Annotated in this window: 21 protein-coding genes and 1 pseudogene; 8 read left to right on the forward strand and 14 right to left on the reverse strand. The window is 32.1% G+C overall.

What is annotated here, in order from left to right; genetic code table 11:
* Positions 1 to 518 precede the first annotated feature (518 nt).
* Positions 519 to 1,409 carry a GNAT family N-acetyltransferase gene (locus tag V1503_RS00780; RefSeq protein ID WP_410624071.1) on the forward strand — a complete coding sequence of 297 codons (891 nt, stop codon included), beginning with the start codon at positions 519 to 521 and terminating at the stop codon, positions 1,407 to 1,409.
* Between the two features lie 208 nt (positions 1,410 to 1,617).
* Here the strand turns inward: V1503_RS00780 and rraA are convergent, their stop codons facing one another.
* Both rraA and V1503_RS00790 read right to left on the reverse strand, forming a co-directional pair.
* Entirely contained in the window at positions 1,618 to 2,100 is a 483-nt protein-coding gene (rraA, locus tag V1503_RS00785; protein ID WP_410624073.1) for a ribonuclease E activity regulator RraA, read from the reverse strand.
* Between the two features lie 386 nt (positions 2,101 to 2,486).
* On the reverse strand, positions 2,487 to 3,224 hold the full coding sequence (locus V1503_RS00790) for a metallophosphoesterase family protein (RefSeq protein ID WP_410624075.1): 738 nt from the start codon (positions 3,222 to 3,224) through the stop codon (positions 2,487 to 2,489).
* Between the two features lie 375 nt (positions 3,225 to 3,599).
* On the opposite strand from V1503_RS00790, the gene V1503_RS00795 reads away from it, so the two are divergent.
* The 3 genes from V1503_RS00795 to V1503_RS00805 all read left to right on the forward strand — a co-directional run bounded on the left by V1503_RS00795 (position 3,600) and on the right by V1503_RS00805 (position 5,680).
* Positions 3,600 to 4,526 (forward strand): CobW family GTP-binding protein, encoded by a 927-nt coding sequence (locus V1503_RS00795; RefSeq protein WP_410624077.1) that lies wholly within the window; start codon positions 3,600 to 3,602, stop codon positions 4,524 to 4,526.
* 185 nt (positions 4,527 to 4,711) lie between these two features.
* Complete coding sequence (locus tag V1503_RS00800) at positions 4,712 to 4,852, forward strand: hypothetical protein (protein ID WP_320257380.1); 141 nt, start codon at positions 4,712 to 4,714, stop codon at positions 4,850 to 4,852.
* A gap of 327 nt (positions 4,853 to 5,179) precedes the next feature.
* The gene (locus V1503_RS00805; protein ID WP_410624079.1) at positions 5,180 to 5,680 is read left to right on the forward strand and encodes a sigma-70 family RNA polymerase sigma factor; all 501 of its coding nucleotides are present in this window, start codon (positions 5,180 to 5,182) and stop codon (positions 5,678 to 5,680) included.
* Between the two features lie 179 nt (positions 5,681 to 5,859).
* Here V1503_RS00805 and ykzS read toward each other — a convergent pair whose 3' ends face one another.
* Entirely contained in the window at positions 5,860 to 6,054 is a 195-nt protein-coding gene (gene ykzS, locus V1503_RS00810; RefSeq protein WP_320257381.1) for a protein YkzS, read from the reverse strand.
* A 373-nt stretch (positions 6,055 to 6,427) separates the two neighbouring features.
* Between ykzS and V1503_RS00815 the strand changes: the two genes are divergently transcribed.
* Positions 6,428 to 6,616: a YkvS family protein gene (locus V1503_RS00815; RefSeq protein ID WP_214482234.1), complete on the forward strand. Its 189-nt coding sequence runs from the start codon at positions 6,428 to 6,430 to the stop codon at positions 6,614 to 6,616.
* Between the two features lie 488 nt (positions 6,617 to 7,104).
* Here the strand turns inward: V1503_RS00815 and V1503_RS00820 are convergent, their stop codons facing one another.
* From V1503_RS00820 to V1503_RS00835, 4 genes are all read right to left on the reverse strand, one after another.
* The gene (locus V1503_RS00820) at positions 7,105 to 7,278 is read right to left on the reverse strand and encodes a hypothetical protein (RefSeq protein ID WP_410624081.1); all 174 of its coding nucleotides are present in this window, start codon (positions 7,276 to 7,278) and stop codon (positions 7,105 to 7,107) included.
* Between the two features lie 146 nt (positions 7,279 to 7,424).
* The gene (locus V1503_RS00825) at positions 7,425 to 7,580 is read right to left on the reverse strand and encodes a hypothetical protein (protein WP_410624083.1); all 156 of its coding nucleotides are present in this window, start codon (positions 7,578 to 7,580) and stop codon (positions 7,425 to 7,427) included.
* Positions 7,577 to 8,725 (reverse strand): AimR family lysis-lysogeny pheromone receptor, encoded by a 1,149-nt coding sequence (locus tag V1503_RS00830; RefSeq protein WP_410624085.1) that lies wholly within the window; start codon positions 8,723 to 8,725, stop codon positions 7,577 to 7,579. Before V1503_RS00830 ends, V1503_RS00825 begins: the two co-directional genes overlap by 4 nt.
* Before the next feature lie 252 nt (positions 8,726 to 8,977).
* The gene (locus V1503_RS00835; RefSeq protein ID WP_214482230.1) at positions 8,978 to 9,148 is read right to left on the reverse strand and encodes a hypothetical protein; all 171 of its coding nucleotides are present in this window, start codon (positions 9,146 to 9,148) and stop codon (positions 8,978 to 8,980) included.
* 382 nt (positions 9,149 to 9,530) lie between these two features.
* On the opposite strand from V1503_RS00835, the gene cspD reads away from it, so the two are divergent.
* Together cspD and V1503_RS00845 are read left to right on the forward strand one after the other, a co-directional pair.
* Positions 9,531 to 9,731: a cold-shock protein CspD gene (gene cspD / locus V1503_RS00840; RefSeq protein ID WP_214482229.1), complete on the forward strand. Its 201-nt coding sequence runs from the start codon at positions 9,531 to 9,533 to the stop codon at positions 9,729 to 9,731.
* A gap of 795 nt (positions 9,732 to 10,526) precedes the next feature.
* The gene (locus V1503_RS00845) at positions 10,527 to 12,170 is read left to right on the forward strand and encodes a hypothetical protein (RefSeq protein WP_410624087.1); all 1,644 of its coding nucleotides are present in this window, start codon (positions 10,527 to 10,529) and stop codon (positions 12,168 to 12,170) included.
* A gap of 247 nt (positions 12,171 to 12,417) precedes the next feature.
* Here the strand turns inward: V1503_RS00845 and V1503_RS00850 are convergent, their stop codons facing one another.
* The 4 genes and pseudogenes from V1503_RS00850 to V1503_RS00865 form a co-directional block, all read right to left on the reverse strand.
* A complete protein-coding gene (locus V1503_RS00850) occupies positions 12,418 to 12,825 on the reverse strand; it encodes a GNAT family N-acetyltransferase (RefSeq protein ID WP_410629359.1) in 408 nt (135 codons plus the stop codon).
* 25 nt (positions 12,826 to 12,850) lie between these two features.
* On the reverse strand, positions 12,851 to 13,288 hold the full coding sequence (locus V1503_RS00855; RefSeq protein ID WP_410624088.1) for a GNAT family N-acetyltransferase: 438 nt from the start codon (positions 13,286 to 13,288) through the stop codon (positions 12,851 to 12,853).
* A 53-nt stretch (positions 13,289 to 13,341) separates the two neighbouring features.
* Positions 13,342 to 13,587: pseudogene (locus tag V1503_RS00860) on the reverse strand (NIPSNAP family protein); the annotation flags it as partial.
* A gap of 174 nt (positions 13,588 to 13,761) precedes the next feature.
* Positions 13,762 to 14,160: a VOC family protein gene (locus V1503_RS00865; protein WP_410624091.1), complete on the reverse strand. Its 399-nt coding sequence runs from the start codon at positions 14,158 to 14,160 to the stop codon at positions 13,762 to 13,764.
* Positions 14,161 to 14,324: 164 nt separating this feature from the next.
* On the opposite strand from V1503_RS00865, the gene V1503_RS00870 reads away from it, so the two are divergent.
* Positions 14,325 to 14,792, forward strand: a complete 468-nt coding sequence (locus V1503_RS00870; RefSeq protein ID WP_320257388.1) for an immunoglobulin-like domain-containing protein — start codon at positions 14,325 to 14,327, stop codon at positions 14,790 to 14,792.
* Between the two features lie 121 nt (positions 14,793 to 14,913).
* Here the strand turns inward: V1503_RS00870 and V1503_RS00875 are convergent, their stop codons facing one another.
* From V1503_RS00875 to V1503_RS00885, 3 genes are all read right to left on the reverse strand, one after another.
* On the reverse strand, positions 14,914 to 15,186 hold the full coding sequence (locus tag V1503_RS00875; RefSeq protein WP_214482222.1) for an HU family DNA-binding protein: 273 nt from the start codon (positions 15,184 to 15,186) through the stop codon (positions 14,914 to 14,916).
* 386 nt (positions 15,187 to 15,572) lie between these two features.
* Complete coding sequence (locus V1503_RS00880) at positions 15,573 to 16,157, reverse strand: TetR/AcrR family transcriptional regulator (protein WP_410624093.1); 585 nt, start codon at positions 16,155 to 16,157, stop codon at positions 15,573 to 15,575.
* Positions 16,132 to 16,920, reverse strand: coding sequence for an alpha/beta fold hydrolase (locus V1503_RS00885; RefSeq protein ID WP_410624095.1), 789 nt, complete (start codon positions 16,918 to 16,920; stop codon positions 16,132 to 16,134). The genes V1503_RS00880 and V1503_RS00885 overlap by 26 nt, the downstream gene beginning before the upstream one ends.
* Positions 16,921 to 17,280 lie beyond the last annotated feature (360 nt).

Below are 17,280 nucleotides of genomic sequence, written 5' to 3' on the forward strand. Positions count from 1 at the left end.
TTTATAGATTATCATATTAATATGAAAATTAAGTTAAAAATCGGAATAATATTAAAAAACTATACATTCTGTAATGAGATTAATAGAATTACTTTTTTCAGACTTACATTGTAAAAACAAAATTTCATGTAAATTCTCTTTTGCTAACAGGAGACTTTTGTCTATTACCTTTTCTTCCTATTTTTAAAATACAATATAAAAAAGGATTTTCACCGACCTTATCGAATAAAATGAATGTCATACTTTCACCAAAGCGTTTTTCACAAACTTATGATACAAACTAAAAAATTATTATTGACCTTCCATCGCTTTATTAAAGAAAAGATGCTTTGAGAACTATGTTGTACCTTGTTTAATTCTAAGTTTGTATAGCATTCATTTACATCAAATGTGTATCTTTGGAAAGAAGTTTTACAAAGGTAAAATTTATACACTGTCATATGAGCTATGTATAAGGACCTACCATAACCTCATATAGGATTGTTACCTACATCTAAACTAAGGAGAAAGAATACAATATGAATACATTACAACTAATTAGTGATTATAAAAATAATTCAACGTATAGAGAGAGTTTTATTAAGCTAGCTAAAGATGTTTTTGGCATAGATTTTCAACAATGGTTTGACTTAGGATATTGGGATGATAGCTATATATGTTATTCATTTATTGATCAAAAACAAGTTATTGCCAACGCTTCAATAAATAAAATGAGTATCACGCACAAAGGGAAAGAGTTTAACGCGATTCAAGTTGGCACTGTTATGACACACCCCCAATATCGAAACAAAGGTTTAGCTGCGAAACTAATGAAACATATCATTGCAAAATATGAAAACGATTGTGATTTCATTTATTTATTTGCAAATGATTCTGTATTAGATTTCTATCCTAAATTTGGATTCAATAAAGTCTTAGAAAGTAGCTTTACTATACAGCGCGCTGACTTAAGTCTTAAACCCATAAATCCTTTAACGATAAAAAAATTAAATGTGAATAAAAAATCACACCTTAAAATTATTGAAAGATTAGCTAGCACAAGAGTTCCTGTATCAAACACATTTGGGGTAAAAGATTGTAAACATCTGCTAATGTTTTATATTATTTTAGCTTTTAAAGATGCGACTTACTATATTGAAGAGGAAGATAGCATTATTATTTTTGACCAAAATGATGGCGTGTTAAATATTTACGACATCATTAGTAATGATAAGATTGATGCTGTGAACATTCTTAGTAATTTGATGTCAGATGAAAAAGCAATTCATTTTCATTTTACTCCGGACTTCCTACAAGATCTGTTAAAAACTGAACTCAAATCAACCATTGGTAATGATACGTTGTTTATGCGTCCTTTAAATAAGGATTTTCCTAGCCATTTTTTATTTCCACTTACATCTCATGCGTAACCTTGCTATTAAGATTTGTAACCGTATTTGTTTAATCTACATGAACGCACTAATCGAGGTGGAAATAATCCCCCTTAAGTTAATTAAGCTTAAGTATAGAATATGGTCTAGAATCAAAGGATCAATCCAACTACATGTTAAATAATAAAAGGTGTTGCCTAAGTCATATAAATGCTTAGGCAACACACTTTTTTCAACTTAAATGATTTTACAGCTTAATTTCCCGTAGACTAACTACGACCCCGTCCTCATCAGCATAAACAAAATAGCCAGGCTTCCATTCAATTCCACCAAAGTGTAATCGCTCATTCCTTTTCCCCTTCCCTTCCTTTTTACTTTTCAAGGGGTGTGTTCCTATAGCTAAAATACCGATATTAAGTGTAGCAAGTTCTGCCGAATCACGGACACACCCATTAATAATAATGCCACTTAAATTACGCGACATAGCAATACCACCTAGTCTATCGCCGAGCAAAGCACAACTTCTCGAACCAGCACCATCTACTACTAAGACCGATCCTTCTGGAACTGTCTCCAATGCTTCTCTAACTAAAACATTGTCCTCAAATACATCTACCGTTGTGATTGGACCAGAAAATATGTGTTTTTTTCCGAAAGAACGAAATGCTGTTTGACAAATTGATAATTCAACTCCAAATTTATCACATAAGTCTGCAGTTTTTACCTCCATAATCACATCTCCTTTTTTACTCTTGTTTTCTGCTTATTCGACAATCCGCATATAAAATCCTGTATTGGGAAATCATTTTGTCCGCTAGCACTTTTTCTGTCAGTGTTAGTGGGAAATGATACCTCTCCAATGATATTTAAGTCCGTTTTCACAATGATTGTTCCTTTTCGTTGAAGATATTTACACGTATATAGATGGAGATCGTGCCATCTTCTCTACTATTACAATTTTTTGACCTCTCATAAAACTCATCATATTGTCCATTTTTAATTAAAAGATTTTAGAAAAGACCCATATAAAACAATTAAAAACAAACGAAAAAACCGTGGTCCATCATTTGATGAAACACAGTTTTTCTACTGTAACTTAGATAATTGCTATTTCATTTATTTTTTCAAACCTCTATATGTTGCTGTTCTCAGCTCATCAATATAAGGCTCAAGCTCTGGCATTCCTTCTTCTCTTGCTTGGCGAATGGCAAGCTCAATATCGTATGGTACTCGAACTAACTGAATCGCAAAGGAGCTTTCTACATCAGAACCGTTGTCCCCTTCTAGGATGACATAAGATGCCTGTGTCATATCTAAAGGATTACCTACACTTCCAACGTTTATAAGCACCTTCTCTTGTATATGGTGGATAAAGGCATAATGAATATCTCCATAACAAACAACGTCTGGCTTACGTCCATTTAATCCACCAGTTTTTTCAGTATTCGTAAACATTTCCTTCCGCTTGTCTAGCGAGTCCCAAGGATAGACTCGGTGATGAACGCTCGTAGATGAAGCATGAAACAGCCGGATTTTTCGACCACTCATCATAAAATCATGCGAAAATGGTAAAGATTTTATATACGAAAGTTGTTCTGAACTTAAACGATGCTGATACCATTGAATATATGTATTATTTGTTTCATTTGGAAGAAAGTCATCCCAATTACCTTGTACAACGATATCACAGGTGTCACGTATGATATCGATGCTTTTCTCTGGATGTGGCCCCTTCCCAACCAAATCACCTAAACAATAAATTTTTTCAATGCCTCGTTGTTTAATATCTAGCAATACCGCTTCTAGCGCCGGAATATTCCCATGTATATCTGAAACAAGTGCAATCCTCTCCACCAGCATCCCTCCATAAAGCTCATTATGGTTAAAGCCCAATTCTGTTGGGCGAGTTTAATTGAAATTGTACTATAAACTTCCCATTAGTACCTAACAAAAACAATTCCTAGTTAACTTTGAGATCATTTGTAAAGGCTGTTTACGCATTGATTATTGCTTTTCCTACTATGATATACACATATCCACTATATTTTCAGCATCTTTTCCTTCTATCCAAATATGAGTATGACATTAATCGCCTTGTGTTATGGTTATTTTCATATAAATAACCATATTACAAAATGAGCCTATGTTAACCTTTACATAAATCATTGACGAACTGAAATTCAATAAGCTACGATAGAATGTACGTGACCTTAAGGAGAGAAAAAAACAGTGAAGAAAAAAATAGATATTATCATTTTGTCTGGATTTCTTGGTAGTGGCAAAACGACACTACTTACAAATTTGCTACAACAAGAAAAACAACTCAACCGTAAAGTTGCTGTAATCATGAATGAATTAGGCAAAATATCAATTGACTCACAAGTAGTCCCAGATAACACACCTTTGAAAGAACTGCTAAATGGCTGTGTTTGCTGTACGATGCAAGGCCAATTAGAAGCACAACTTCAAGAACTATTATTAACCCAAAACATAGATGTTATTTATATAGAAACAACTGGAGTTGCACATCCAATAGAAGTGGTTGATGCGTGTATGTCACCTATTTTTGCAGATAAATTAGCAATACAAGGTATTATTACAATTGTTGATTCAAAAAGATGGTTTGACCGTGATAAGCTTTCTCCACAGATGCAGCAATTATTATACGAACAAATTCGTCACGCTGATACATTACTTTTAAATAAAACTGACCATTTAACAGATGCTGAACAGGCAAATCTAATATTTTCAATTCAAGCCTACAATACTCATGCGACCTGTTTGTTAACTACTTTTGCAAATATCTCATTACAACAAATTCAGGCAGTTCCAAAAAACAATCGTATTTCAAAACAAACCACTCATGTTCAACATGATTTAAAAGTAAAATCATACGTGTACCAGTTCATGCAACCATTGGACATAGATGCTTTTGAAAACTGGCTACGGGAGATGCCCGAAACTATTTTACGGATTAAAGGCTACTTGAAATTTACTCATTCTGAATCGATGTTCTTATTTCAGTATTCGTATGGGATGCCGATTTATATGAAAGAACCAGTACAAATGCCGATGAATCTCGTCTTTATAGGTGAAAATTTGAACACATCATGGCTTGAGAACGAGATGATTAAACTTGAGCAAAAGAATCTATAACATATATGTTTAAAAATTCAATATTTTCAGAAATTAACAATAGTTATTTTCGCATATACCCTTTATAATAAAATTACAAAGCTTTGTTATTACTTCAAAACAACTGGAGGTGTGGCGCTAAAGCGATTAATGTAGACTTCAAATCGTATGTTGCTTGTTTATCTTTGTAAAAAGGAAGTGATTGTATGCGATTATTTAAAACGTTGAAAATACTTCTGTTAGCAAACGTAGCGATTATCGTAGTTTTTATCTTCCTTCCTGCTTTATTAATAAGTGACATTAGTGTCCTAGAATCAATCCTTGAAACATTATATAACAATGATTAACACTAAGAAATTTTAAAAAGCCTGTACACAGATTTTTTGTGACAGGTTTTTTTATTGTAAATTTGTTATACATAAGAATATTGCTGCTTTGGGGCATGGACGTGTCAGAAAGTTCCCACTTTTGCACATATGAAATCTTGCGAATTTAAAATTTCACCCAGCCTTACTTAGCGCATATATATAATCTGCTAATATGAAACTTTATTTTCTAACAACTCATATAGCATAATACCCTTCATTCAGGCATTTGTACATTTAAGCTGTTGTCAAGTAAGTTAGTGTTACCGCGGAATAATAGTCAAAGCGCGCTTTCGATAGGAAAATTCGATGAGCGATAATACACAGTTTGAACAAATGATCCATCAATACCGACCGATGATACTAGCAATAATGAGAAAACTTCATCTTTACAAAAACTTTGATCACTATTATCAAAGTGCCTTAATTGCTTTATGGCAAGCTTATGAAAGATACGATCGTGAAAAAGGAATTTTTTCAACTTATGCTTATGCAACAATTCAAGGAAAATTATTATCCGAATTGACAAAAGAAAACCGTGTAGAGAGTCATTTCATCTGTATGAGTGATGAAAACCTTCAGTTTCTTGCCGGTTCGTACGTGGATAAAGAAACAGAGCTTGAAAGTCTGCTCATGTATTGTGAAGTATTAACAACGAATCAACAAAAATGGCTATTAGGTACTTTTCTTCATGGTAAAAAACTACAACGCATTGCTAGTGAAGAAGGTGTTTCAATTGCTGCAGTTAAATCATGGCGAAGACATGCTTTAGCAAAATTAAGAAAGAATTTCGCTCCACCTTCCAATTAACCTTTCATATATGTTTCAAGTGAATATCTTTGTTGCTTAGTTACAAAGAGCAGATGTTGTATATACCTTCTGATGATGATCGCATTAACAAACAATTCCTAGTAGTTTACATGAGTAATAACGATAAATTATTAATGCGGTAAGAGCGGCATAACACGATTATTAGAGACACCCGGAGTTTAACTACGCTCTTCTGTTAGATAACGATATATGACGTCCCCACCTCTTTGAGCAATTCCATGAAAATGCTTAAAGTCACTGCGACTAACTATTACGTTTCGATAAGTATAGAACTGGTCCTTACTAACTCTAAACTCATTTAATTCTCCATCACGCAGTTTATCTAATATTTCTGTTATATATTGTTGATCCATATGGACATTCCCCCTCTAATCATAACCTGTTGTCAAAATCTTATTGTTGGACATAAATGATGAGATCTATATAATCATTGGTAACAAAACTAAAAAGTATGTAAGCTAGCCTATTACATCGTAGTAATACTTCAAACCAGATATTTTAGTATTTTACATGTAAAGTTATTTAATGTCTATATGAGAGCGAACCTAGTAAAAAATAACCTTACTAAAATAGTCATATTGACTCATTTATAATGGTAATTTAATACAATTATAAGATCAAACGTATGAACTAACGATAATAAATGTCAATTATCCAAAAAATTGCTTTACTGATTATCTATTTTAGGGCAAAATTGGAAGTATAAGTTTTTAAAGGAGAGATAACATGAAAAAAGCAGAAGTGGGGAACATCATCGAGTTCAGAGGTGGGCTACAAGGTATCGTTGAGAAAGTGAATGAAAACTCTGTTATTGTAGACTTAACTTATATGGATAATTTTAATGAACTAGAGCTTGAACACCGTCGAACAGTTATTAACCACAAAAACTATAAAGTTATCGCTGAAACAAACTAGCTCTTTATATCATTACTTACATATTCTTCTCCTCTACATACTAGAGCCATTTCACTTGAAGGTTATTGCCTTTATGTGAAATGGTGCCAAAACCTCGGACCCCAATTTTCCTTTTAAGCATTGACAACATGCACATCAATATTGCATCCCTAATAGGTATGCTGTTTGGTATATTCTCTTAATCATTATTGTGTTCTCCTGACTTTCTAGTATTTCAAAAAAGCCCCTTAGTTTTGAAAAGCTCAACTAAATTTTTCAACTTCCCTGTCTCTAAGATTCTCAATCTTCCATCCAATGTCATAACGAAACAAAAAACGCTACACTTCAGTAACGTTCAAAAATAATACGGCTACGTAGCAGGTAGAAATTTGTTTTACACAATCATTTATAATAAAATCAAAATCATGATTTTTTCTTGAAAGGTTAGTTACAAGAACATTTTTACATTTTACTATTGTGTTTGTAATTTCTAAGGAGTTTATATATATTTATTTATCAAAGGGATCTTTGAGAATCAAAGAATCTGTGATGTGTACGTCTTTTTCTAACGCTATATCTGCTTCCCAGCACGTGTTTAAGAAAGCATTCTCATGAAAGATGTTAAGAGTTTGTTCAATAATATCTTCTATTTCTCTTTCAATTTGTTTTTGACGTTCAGACATGAGACTTCACTCCAATTATTAAACTAATATGTAAATTAATTGCATTTTCGTATTTTCTTTTTCATGTTTTGGTTATTCCGAGCCCCTAAAACGAAGGATGGACAGTGCTCATATAGAACACTGTCCATCTTAATCATAATTTAGTTTTAAGTTCCATCTGGCTCTATTGGAGATAATGACTTACTCGTTACTGGTGATTTTTTCTCCAAATTATGACCTGCTATTTCATCAGCCCCTGATGTCAAATTACTACTTACTAGGATAATTGCTAAAGCAAAAAGTGTAATTAATAATCGCTTCAATTTACTGCTCCTTCCTTTTCTAATTTGTGTAATTCAATTATGGACAATTGAGCATAATGTATATCACCAACCGCCTCAAATAAGATAATAGATTGCCTAAAATAATCCCTCTTTGATGTTACATTAGTTGAGATTAAACCTCTCAGAAAACTAATAAATGGAGCTTCGTAATCATCGTATGTAGCTTTATTAAGTAATTGTTCTGATTCTGCAATTAAACCTTTCTGAAAAAGGTAATACGCACGGTCGAAATCAGTTATGTCACCAGTCGCATTTTCCAAATCAACTTTATGGTAACATTTCGCTATAAATAGATGAGAGCTTACCGCTTGACTATCTTTAATCATACCATTTTTTTTAAATAAATATGAAGCTTTTTCTAAATCCGCTTCACATTCTTCAAAATGAGTAAAGAACTTTGCCATTCCTAAAGAGAAATACGCTGAAGCTTTAACTCTGTCACCCGCATCACTTTTTAATATCTTATCTGAAATAAGGTGAACTTCATCATGTTTATGCAGTTTCATCTTTGATCTCATAGAAAGCTCTAAAGCCCTCATACTAAAATTAAGTTTCAAGTACGCATTTTTTAAATTATGAGCATATGTCAATAAATCTTCACTTTTTTCTTCTAATTCCTCAAAATTATTAGTTTCTAAAGCTACTAAAGCTTCAATAAGATATAATAAACAATTTATAACAGGATCTCTTGAATTAACTAACTTAGCCTCTAAGATGATGCTCGTCCACTTTTTATTTTGGGTCTTTTTTATCCTTAGCAAATCATATAATGTAGCAGCTTTTTGTAAATTTTGACTTTTCCCTTCACACCGTTTAATTAAGTCAGCCAAAAAGTCAAACAAGCTATTATCATACGCATAATCCATTAATTTTAGTAGATTAGTTGCACCTATATCATTTTTTCCAAAATCTTGGACAATGGCATCGATATTAGTAGGATTATTAGCATATAGCCTAGCTAACGCTAAAATATTTTCAAGCTTCGGTTCATTTTGAGACCGATTTTTCAAATAGTTTTTCATATTTGCTATCGTTTTATCACTTACTTTTATGGCTGCACCTAGCTCAACATTACTACGTTCATCAAAGATCATTTTATCATAGAGATTTTCCAATGTTATCAATAGAAATTACCTCTTTTCGAAAACATTTGTCAATAAACTATCTTTTGTTACAATATTCAATCATTTTCATCGCTAAAAATGTGAGATTTCGTTTATGATTTAACTAATAATCTCATTTTTTTACATAAAAGTAAATAGGAGCTTATACATAACTACTTCATTTTGATCGTTATTTTATATTAATAGTCTCTTTAAGCATCACAAAAAATTTGATACATGTCTCTACAACATGATGTTTTATTACATATTTTTTTATCTAGTTAAGGCATAATACAACACATAAATCCAGCTTAATAGACCGTGTATACAAGCCCAAATAATTGATTTATGAAGACTCCAAGATATTGCAATTGCTAATGCTGACCCAAATGTAATACCTGTTGATACATAATTTGACTTACCTTTCTCTTTCACAATCTTCATATGCATCACCTGTTCTTATCAATTTTTAAGATATCTAGAAAAAATGTTCTTTTCATTATTTTACCATACATAGATCATTTACTTCTTAATCGTGAAAAATTTTGCATTAAGCAAATTACCTATTACATTATTATTATAAAGTAAGCAATAATATATCTTGAACTAAAAAGTGTAGACAAAATTAGTTCGAAAATTGATTTCTACAGCAAGTAAATAATAAAGCCCTTTCTTCTTGAAACTTTATGTGGTACAATTATTTCTGTTATTGTTGTTCCAATATGATTGTTAAAAGGAAATATCTGAAAGATTTTCATCTTTAATATATATTTGGAGTAAGAATAGTAATATAATGTGGAATTATCCACCCAGGAGGAAGCGAAAAATGGCACAAGGTAAAGTAAAATGGTTTAATGCAGAAAAAGGTTTTGGATTTATCGAAGTTGAAGGTGGAGATGATGTATTTGTACACTTCTCAGCTATTCAAGGTGACGGATTCAAAACATTAGAAGAAGGTCAAGAAGTTTCATTCGATATCGAAGAAGGTAACCGTGGACCTCAAGCTGCTAACGTTCAAAAGTTTTAATAAAAAGAATCGTCTTTTATAGACGATTTTTTTTTATTCTTTAACATTTTGTTTGAGCTTGTACTAACAGAATGCTACAGCCAGGAAACAAGAAGGTCTTGGCTAATTCCAATATTCTTCATTTTGGTTTTTGTTTATGTACTAAAATCCCTCATACTTGTAACTGATTTGTTAAATATTCTGATTATCCAATATAAAAAGAGTATTTTGCTAAATTCCCAAGCATAATGCCTCCTCTTTATCCATTTGTTTGAATCCACCCCTAAAACGCTATCCATTAATCCATGTGAAATGACAATTACTTTCTCCATATCCTTTATACAATTAAGCCATTTCAAATTCTTATGTTGTAAAAGAAAGTAGGTTTTTATCGTCACTATCTACAGAAAAGACGTCGTTTCTCAACTAAAGTCCTTTTAAATATGATTGTGTAAATCTTTCTTTGACAAAATGAGCTGTTCATTGAAGTTCTTACAAAGGGGTATTGAGAGCTAAATGATTGGATTCGACGTATCTCCAAGTCTCTCTCTTGAAGTTGATATTCTTTATCAATAAATTGCTGAACATGTGGGCTCTTGTTAGGTGATCCATGACAATATAAGCTCCATATCATGCGCAGTTGCAATACCACTTTTATCTTCATAGGCGGCTTTTAACATATTTCTTTATTTTTGTATCAAAAAATTTCACAAATACCCGGATATAATATATAAAATATACAAATATTAACAAACAACTATTCAAATACCTACAATATTGTTATCTTGTAATTCAATTACATTGGAGGAAATACTCTTGAAAAGATTCGTGTTTGTAGTTATTTTTATTTTTTTTCTAGGGTTTTATTTAGAATATGGAAAAGGAAAACAGCTTACAACGACCTCTTATATTGAATTTTCTGAACAAGAACATATTCGAAACATTATGATTAACGAGGAAAAATATGGATTTGAACAATCTGATACAAAAGAACAGGTTTATTTGAACAGTAAAGATACAATTTATACTTATAAGATACTTACTAGTCCAAATTCTTTTCTTATAATTACAAAAAGAACTTTGGATAATGGCGATTTTTTTATCTTTACCTCCCTCGAAAATAATAGTACAAATCCAATAGATGTGACTGTCACATTTCCCATACCAGAAGTATCACACTACACATTGCAGCCATTTGACCAATTTTTGGCAGGACGTAGATACAATGAAGATATAGGTTTTGATCTAACCACTAACCCACTAGGTTTACTAACCACATACAATGGGAGTGAATATTACTCAAATGTTATGATTAGTAAAATATATCATTCAAAAGAATTATCTCAAACCTACGAAGATGAAAGAGAAAGTATCGTCAGAGAACTTATATCTGAGAATCGGGATGTTGATGTGATTGTAAAAAAAGACCAGCTACACATTAAATTAGATATGGAGTCTTTAGGAGAAGACATTGTAGATCATTGGTCTCTTTTTTCTGAAAAAGATTTATTTACTTCTGATAGTTCTTTTGACGAATGGATAAAAAAATCAAATTACCATAAATGGAAAACTAATAGTTGGTATACTGCTAAAGGACCCTATAAAAAACTTGTAACTACTGTTGAGCCTCTACCAGAGTCTAAGCTGAATTACGGAAGGAATTTGTTGCTCGTAAAGGATTTTTCTGCATTAGAGGAATACAAAGAAACAAAAGAAAGGTACTTTTACGATTTGGTTCTAAATTCAATAGCAAACTTAACAGTTTTTAAAGGAAATAAGGAGTTTTGGGAGACTGAAATTACAAGCACTTGGCTTAAAAGGGAATACGGTATAGAAGCTCCTTATATTGATACACGTCATAATGAAGGGATAGCTCTTTTCCTAGAAGAAACAGGAGATTTACTAGAAATTCCAGAATTAAAAATTGACTTACTAAATTATGCTGACCTCTTAGTGGACCAAATTGAATCTAGAAAAGTTCTTGAAATTGCACCAGATGCATTTTTAATTAGCGATTATTTTTCATTTTATCAAGATACACTACCCACACACAGTTCACTTAATCATGTGTTAGGGGGATTAAACCTGTTATTAAAAAGTTATATTGAAACAAAAAATGAAGAATATTTAAAATCTGCATACTATATTCAAAATGCAATAGACATTATTGGAGAGAAATGGTTAACTGACGAAGGTGATACATGGTATCAAATTGGACCCGATATGACTTTTCAAGGTGAAGATTATACTTTACTTACACTTAAGGACCTTTTACACACTTACGAACTTTGGAAGGAAATTGACTCTAAAAAGATAAATACTATAGAAGTTCTTGTGACTTCAAAAGCTTCTTATTTGATTAATAAAGAGATAGGGTTATCACAAGAAATAGTAAAATTATTAATAAACAATGGATTCGGTGAAGTTATTAAGAACTATAATAATATCCTTCCATACTAAGTAAAATTTTTTTTAGTAATATAACATTTGCGAAGAGTTGTTGACACTTCCACCTCTATAGAAGCAAGCCGATAGCCTTACAACGATATTTGGATTTTTGAGCTCATAATCCAAAATGCATGCTATTTAGATGTGAGCTTAAGTTTACGTTATGTCATTCTTTTTAAGTCAGTGCACATAGTAATATTACAAAAACCTGGCAAAACTAATGACATATTTCATTGAGAACAGCTCTACAAGAGTTACCTTAACCAAAAATTTGAGCCGCAATGCCGAATAATGTATTGTTCCTAGGTGGCAAATTTTCAGAGTTAATGACCATTATTGGTGGTTCACTAACTTTGTTAAAACCACTTTGCTCTAGGAACAACATAAATTGATCATTACTCTTTGGCACATCAATTCTTAATTTCCCTTGATGTCCAAATGCTAGCTTGTCTAGTATTAAAGTAGCTGTTTCATGATCCGGAGCTACTATAGGTCCTAATATTAAATTTACGGAACCTCTTATAGATAAACCATAACCCAAAATTTTGCCGTTGTTATCTTTAGCTACTATACATTGCTCCGATTGATTTATTCTATTTTTAAGAAAATTACTTCTTTTATCTCCAAATGCAGCTTTATCTAAGTCAACAATTCTATTAATATCAATTTCATTGAAAGCTCCAAGGGTAACATTATTTAGCTAATAACTTAAGATTATTAGTATAGTTTTCACAAAGATACTTATGAACATAATTTACAGTTCTAAAACCCATTTTTTCATATAAGGCTTTCCCATCTTGTGTTGCAATTAGCATAATTGTTTTGTCTTTGGAACAAGCATCTATACATTTTTGAGTTACCTCTTTCCCTAGACCTAACCCTCTAAATTCTTTAGAAACAATAACCATACCGATAGAAGCTAAATTTTTATCATACGGGATTATAGCTGCGCAAGAGACTACTTTCCCTAAAGCATTTTTGTGGCCAAATATTGTACCAGTTGACAAAACTGTACCAATTTCATACTTATCATAATCCCAGTCAACTGAAGTAGATAATTCGATTAAACTATTGATATCATCAGTATTTAATTCAAATAGTTCTAATTTTATTTCATCGTATGTAGCCATAAAAGTCACCCTTTAAAATACAATTTAAAATTACTTTAGCTTAATTTCTATACTTAGTTGGTTACAGTTGACTCTAAAGGTTCGTTTTTCATTTCTAATATGTATTCTTTAACACGTTCTCGTCCACCATATTTTGCAAACCAATCTGTAATACGCTTAACATGAGCAACATCACTCGTTACCTTGGATTCAATCTGTAAATAATCTTCATAACTATCATATTCCCAAATAGCGAAAACCTCTACCTTGCCATCATTATTATCCTTCATCCAACGACCTACTAAACGAGAACCGTATTTTTCTATACAACAATGAATTCAACATAAAGCCCATTTTTGTGGTACTAATTTGATAAAAAACAGCACCTTCATTATTAAACTATCCTATTCTTTCACTTACGCTATTTAGTAAATGTTGTTGCTATATGTGATTAAGGAACTTCTAACTCCTGGAAGTTCCCTTTCTTACAAGTTTTATATTTCTATTGTTCCCAAGATTGTTTTAATACGTTCTTGCTCTTCATTCTTATCTAAATATTCAAAAAATCCAATTCGGTTTCCCCACGGGTCAGTGAATGTTCCCCATTTAACTGGAACTTCTGGTCTTGACTGTATTTCAAAGCTATCAATTTTAAGCTCTTCTACAAGTCTATCTCTTTCAGCTACAATATTAGTAACTCCTAAACGTAATGGTCCGTTACCCTCAGTAAGAGTTCCTTCTGCGACCTGCAACCAACAACCAGGAATTAGTTCCCATTCTGCAAATCCCTCGTGTGGAGTAAAATCAGGCTTCTTATTTAGCAATGTTTCATACCACTTTTGCCCTTCTTTAATGCTAGAAACTCGAACCTGAGTAGTTATTTCTAGGATCATTTGTAAACCTCCTATATATGTATAATCGAAAATTATTATACCTTAATTTAGCAATTAATACTGTATAAATTTTCAAGTAGCTCCCAACATCTGAACTATTGTATCATTTGATTGTTGGTAGGCAGAAATAATTGTTAAATAATATGACGCAATGTGGTGATTAATTGAAAAGATATATATGGTTATTATTCTATATGGTAATAAGTTTGACATTATTGTCAGGATGCGGAAGTACTAATTCTGATTGGGAACCTACATTATATGAAACTGTCAACAACTTCGATGGTGTAACTATGATTGCACTAGAAGAAACAGTCTCCTCTACTGGCTTGATTGTGGCATTTGAGAATACCTCCGACGAGGAATACACCTATGGTGAATATTTTTTGTTGGAAAAGAATATAAACGGAAGCTGGTATCAAGTCCCTGTTGGCTTTGATGGTAACTATGGATTCAATGATATTGGCTATGGCTTGCCTTCTTCCGATGTTAAGGAATGGACTGTTGATTGGAGTTGGCTGTACGGAAATTTGAATACTGGTAAATACCGTATAGTGAAAGATATACTGGATGCTAGAAAAGCAGGAGATTATGATAAGTACCATTTGACAGCAGAATTTACAGTGGATTAACCATCAAATTAGAATAAATATTAGATTGTGAAAGGTTGTCATAGAGCAAAGGTGAGCTTTATGAAATTACAAACAAAGAAAAAGCCTATCATCATGATAAGCTTTTTCTTTTGGCATCTATTTACTTTACAGCTTCCTTTAATTCTTTTCCTGGTTTAAATGCCGGTGCTTTACTTGCAGCGATTTCAATTTCTTCACCAGTTTGTGGATTACGTCCTTTACGCGCTGCTCTTTCACGTACTTCAAACGTTCCAAAACCAAGTAGAGAAACTTTATTACCATCCTTTAATGAGTCACTAATTGCACTGAATACAGACTCTAGTGCTTTACCGGCGTCTTTTTTACTAAGCTCTGCTTTTTCAGCTATTGAATTAATGAATTCTGTCTTATTCATTTCACTACCACCTTTCTATGTACCAATCTATATTTTACCAAATACAATATATAAAGGTAAATAGCTACAACTAATCTTTTTATACATTTAGTTAAATCGATATAAATTTAATATACTCTATGTCATGCATAAGGTTTTATATAAATAAATCTATTTGTGTACAAAGCTTCTAATTCATGGTATTACTGTGTTTAACCCTTTTTCAAACTTTGAGGCACTTTTTTAATGATGACAAGGGACGGTTAGATACCAATGAATAAAGTTGCTAGTCAGTTCATTATCTATGGCACAAATTAAGATTTTCACTAAAATAGATATTTTGAGATTTTCGTTTTTTAATGTTAGCAACGATGCCACAATATCAAGTTATGCAATAGCAGCCTCATCTAATTACAAAACTCTTTTATTACCTCATTCTTAATTTTTTCTAAAGGATAAAGGTTAGGGTATGTCGAATACATGAGCATGATTCCTTGAAGGGTAGATGAAAAATGTAAAGATTTCATCTTGGCATTTGATACGCCAAGCTTTTCAAAGATCTCAGTTTGTACCTCAAATTGCTTCTCATACTCCTTTTGTAATTTCATAGTATATTTTGAAAGTACTTTATCTCCTTTAGCTTGAGTAAGTAAATTTATATAAAATCGAAAAATCATCGGCTGTTCACGAACATTTTCCAAAGAACCTTCAATGATAAATAACAATTGTTCCACAGGCGTCTCTTGTAACACTGCAGTCTCCATAACCTTGATAAGTTCTCCCACTCGCATTACAACCATTGCATCAATTAGATTCTCTTTCCCCTTATAATAATGATAAAGAAGACCTTTAGAAATATCTGCTTGCTTTGCTATTTCGTCAATTGAAGTAGAATGAAAGCCTTTTGATATAAAAAGCTCCATTGCTGCTTGTAAAATTTTTCCACTTGTAATCCGACGGATTTCTTCATTTGTTTCTCTTGTACGTGGCATCCTTACTTAATCCTTTCTGTAAAAACAACATAATTTCATAAGCTATATCTTTTGGATGAGTTAAGGTTAACATATGATCAGCACCTTTAATCATAAAAAAATGAACTAACTTCACTTGTTTGAAGTGATCAGCGATTCGAGATATGTCACTCCATTCTTTATCTCCTTGAATAAAGAGCAAAGGTACCTTTATCTCATGTAATCTATCAATAGCATGTGGAACAGGCCAAATAATTTCAAAGTTCTCCCATTCTGAAAATACTTTGGTCATATAGTGGATAGTCATTTCATAGAGAAAATCCTTTTGCTTACTTGACATCGTTACACTGTAATTAGGACCACTTAGGGACAAATTAGCAAGCTTTTTAATATTTGGGGCAGCTGCGTTTACCTGCTCCATCCATTCAGTAAATTCACGTGAATATTGAAATCCTGTTAATGAAGGAGCAATTAACACGAGTTGTTTAACTCTTGATGGAAAGGTAAGCGTAAAATCGGTTGCAATTTGTCCTCCCATTGAATGACCAACAAGAGTAGCTGTATTTATGCCTAGGTGATCCAGTAATTTCCTTAAATCATCTACAAAATTAGATGGTGAAATTGGTGCGGGTGAATTCCCTGCACCCCGCACGTCGAAAATAACGACCTGATTAGTCTGAGATAAATATGGAACAATATACGCCCATTCACGCATGTCTACACCAGGGCTATGAATCATCACAATGGGATCTCCGACACCATGAACTTCATAATTCAAATCCATCTGTCACCCTCCTTATAAATAAGCCTCAATCAAAATATTTAATACGGAGCTTTTCATTCTATAGACACTGTTGTTATTAACATTATATTTTTGACTGAATATACAGTCAATAAAAAAGATAAGCTATTTTTCGACAAACTAATACTTTATACGTGCTCAGTTAGGACAACAAGCCGTTTACGAAATGAATTCCTATTACAAGCAATATTTACTACACATTAATAATTCACATATTATTCAATTTATTACCATTTTTCTCAAGCTATCTCATTTTATAATTACTATATAGACTATTTTTCATTCCATTCATAGTTGTTTTTCAAAAAAAGAATAAACACATATTTAATAATGCTCGTTGCA

This window comes from Nanhaiella sioensis, from assembly GCF_046557775.1.
Lineage (GTDB): Bacteria > Bacillota > Bacilli > Bacillales > SM2101 > Nanhaiella > Nanhaiella sioensis.

Bases quoted from the DNA above. Each gene is read 5' to 3' on its own strand.
- V1503_RS00875 (WP_214482222.1), bottom strand. From the start codon at position 15,186: ATGAATAAGACAGAATTCATTAATTCAATAGCTGAAAAAGCAGAGCTT.
- V1503_RS00855 (WP_410624088.1), bottom strand. From the start codon at position 13,288: ATGGCTACATACGATGAAATAAAATTAGAACTATTTGAATTAAATACT.
- V1503_RS00780 (WP_410624071.1), top strand. From the start codon at position 519: ATGAATACATTACAACTAATTAGTGATTATAAAAATAATTCAACGTAT.
- V1503_RS00800 (WP_320257380.1), top strand. From the start codon at position 4,712: ATGCGATTATTTAAAACGTTGAAAATACTTCTGTTAGCAAACGTAGCG.
- cspD (WP_214482229.1), top strand. From the start codon at position 9,531: ATGGCACAAGGTAAAGTAAAATGGTTTAATGCAGAAAAAGGTTTTGGA.
- V1503_RS00885 (WP_410624095.1), bottom strand. From the start codon at position 16,920: ATGGATTTGAATTATGAAGTTCATGGTGTCGGAGATCCCATTGTGATG.
- V1503_RS00805 (WP_410624079.1), top strand. From the start codon at position 5,180: ATGAGCGATAATACACAGTTTGAACAAATGATCCATCAATACCGACCG.
- V1503_RS00815 (WP_214482234.1), top strand. From the start codon at position 6,428: ATGAAAAAAGCAGAAGTGGGGAACATCATCGAGTTCAGAGGTGGGCTA.
- V1503_RS00880 (WP_410624093.1), bottom strand. From the start codon at position 16,157: ATGCCACGTACAAGAGAAACAAATGAAGAAATCCGTCGGATTACAAGT.
- ykzS (WP_320257381.1), bottom strand. From the start codon at position 6,054: ATGGATCAACAATATATAACAGAAATATTAGATAAACTGCGTGATGGA.
- V1503_RS00865 (WP_410624091.1), bottom strand. From the start codon at position 14,160: ATGATCCTAGAAATAACTACTCAGGTTCGAGTTTCTAGCATTAAAGAA.
- V1503_RS00835 (WP_214482230.1), bottom strand. From the start codon at position 9,148: ATGAAGATTGTGAAAGAGAAAGGTAAGTCAAATTATGTATCAACAGGT.
- V1503_RS00820 (WP_410624081.1), bottom strand. From the start codon at position 7,278: ATGTCTGAACGTCAAAAACAAATTGAAAGAGAAATAGAAGATATTATT.
- rraA (WP_410624073.1), bottom strand. From the start codon at position 2,100: ATGGAGGTAAAAACTGCAGACTTATGTGATAAATTTGGAGTTGAATTA.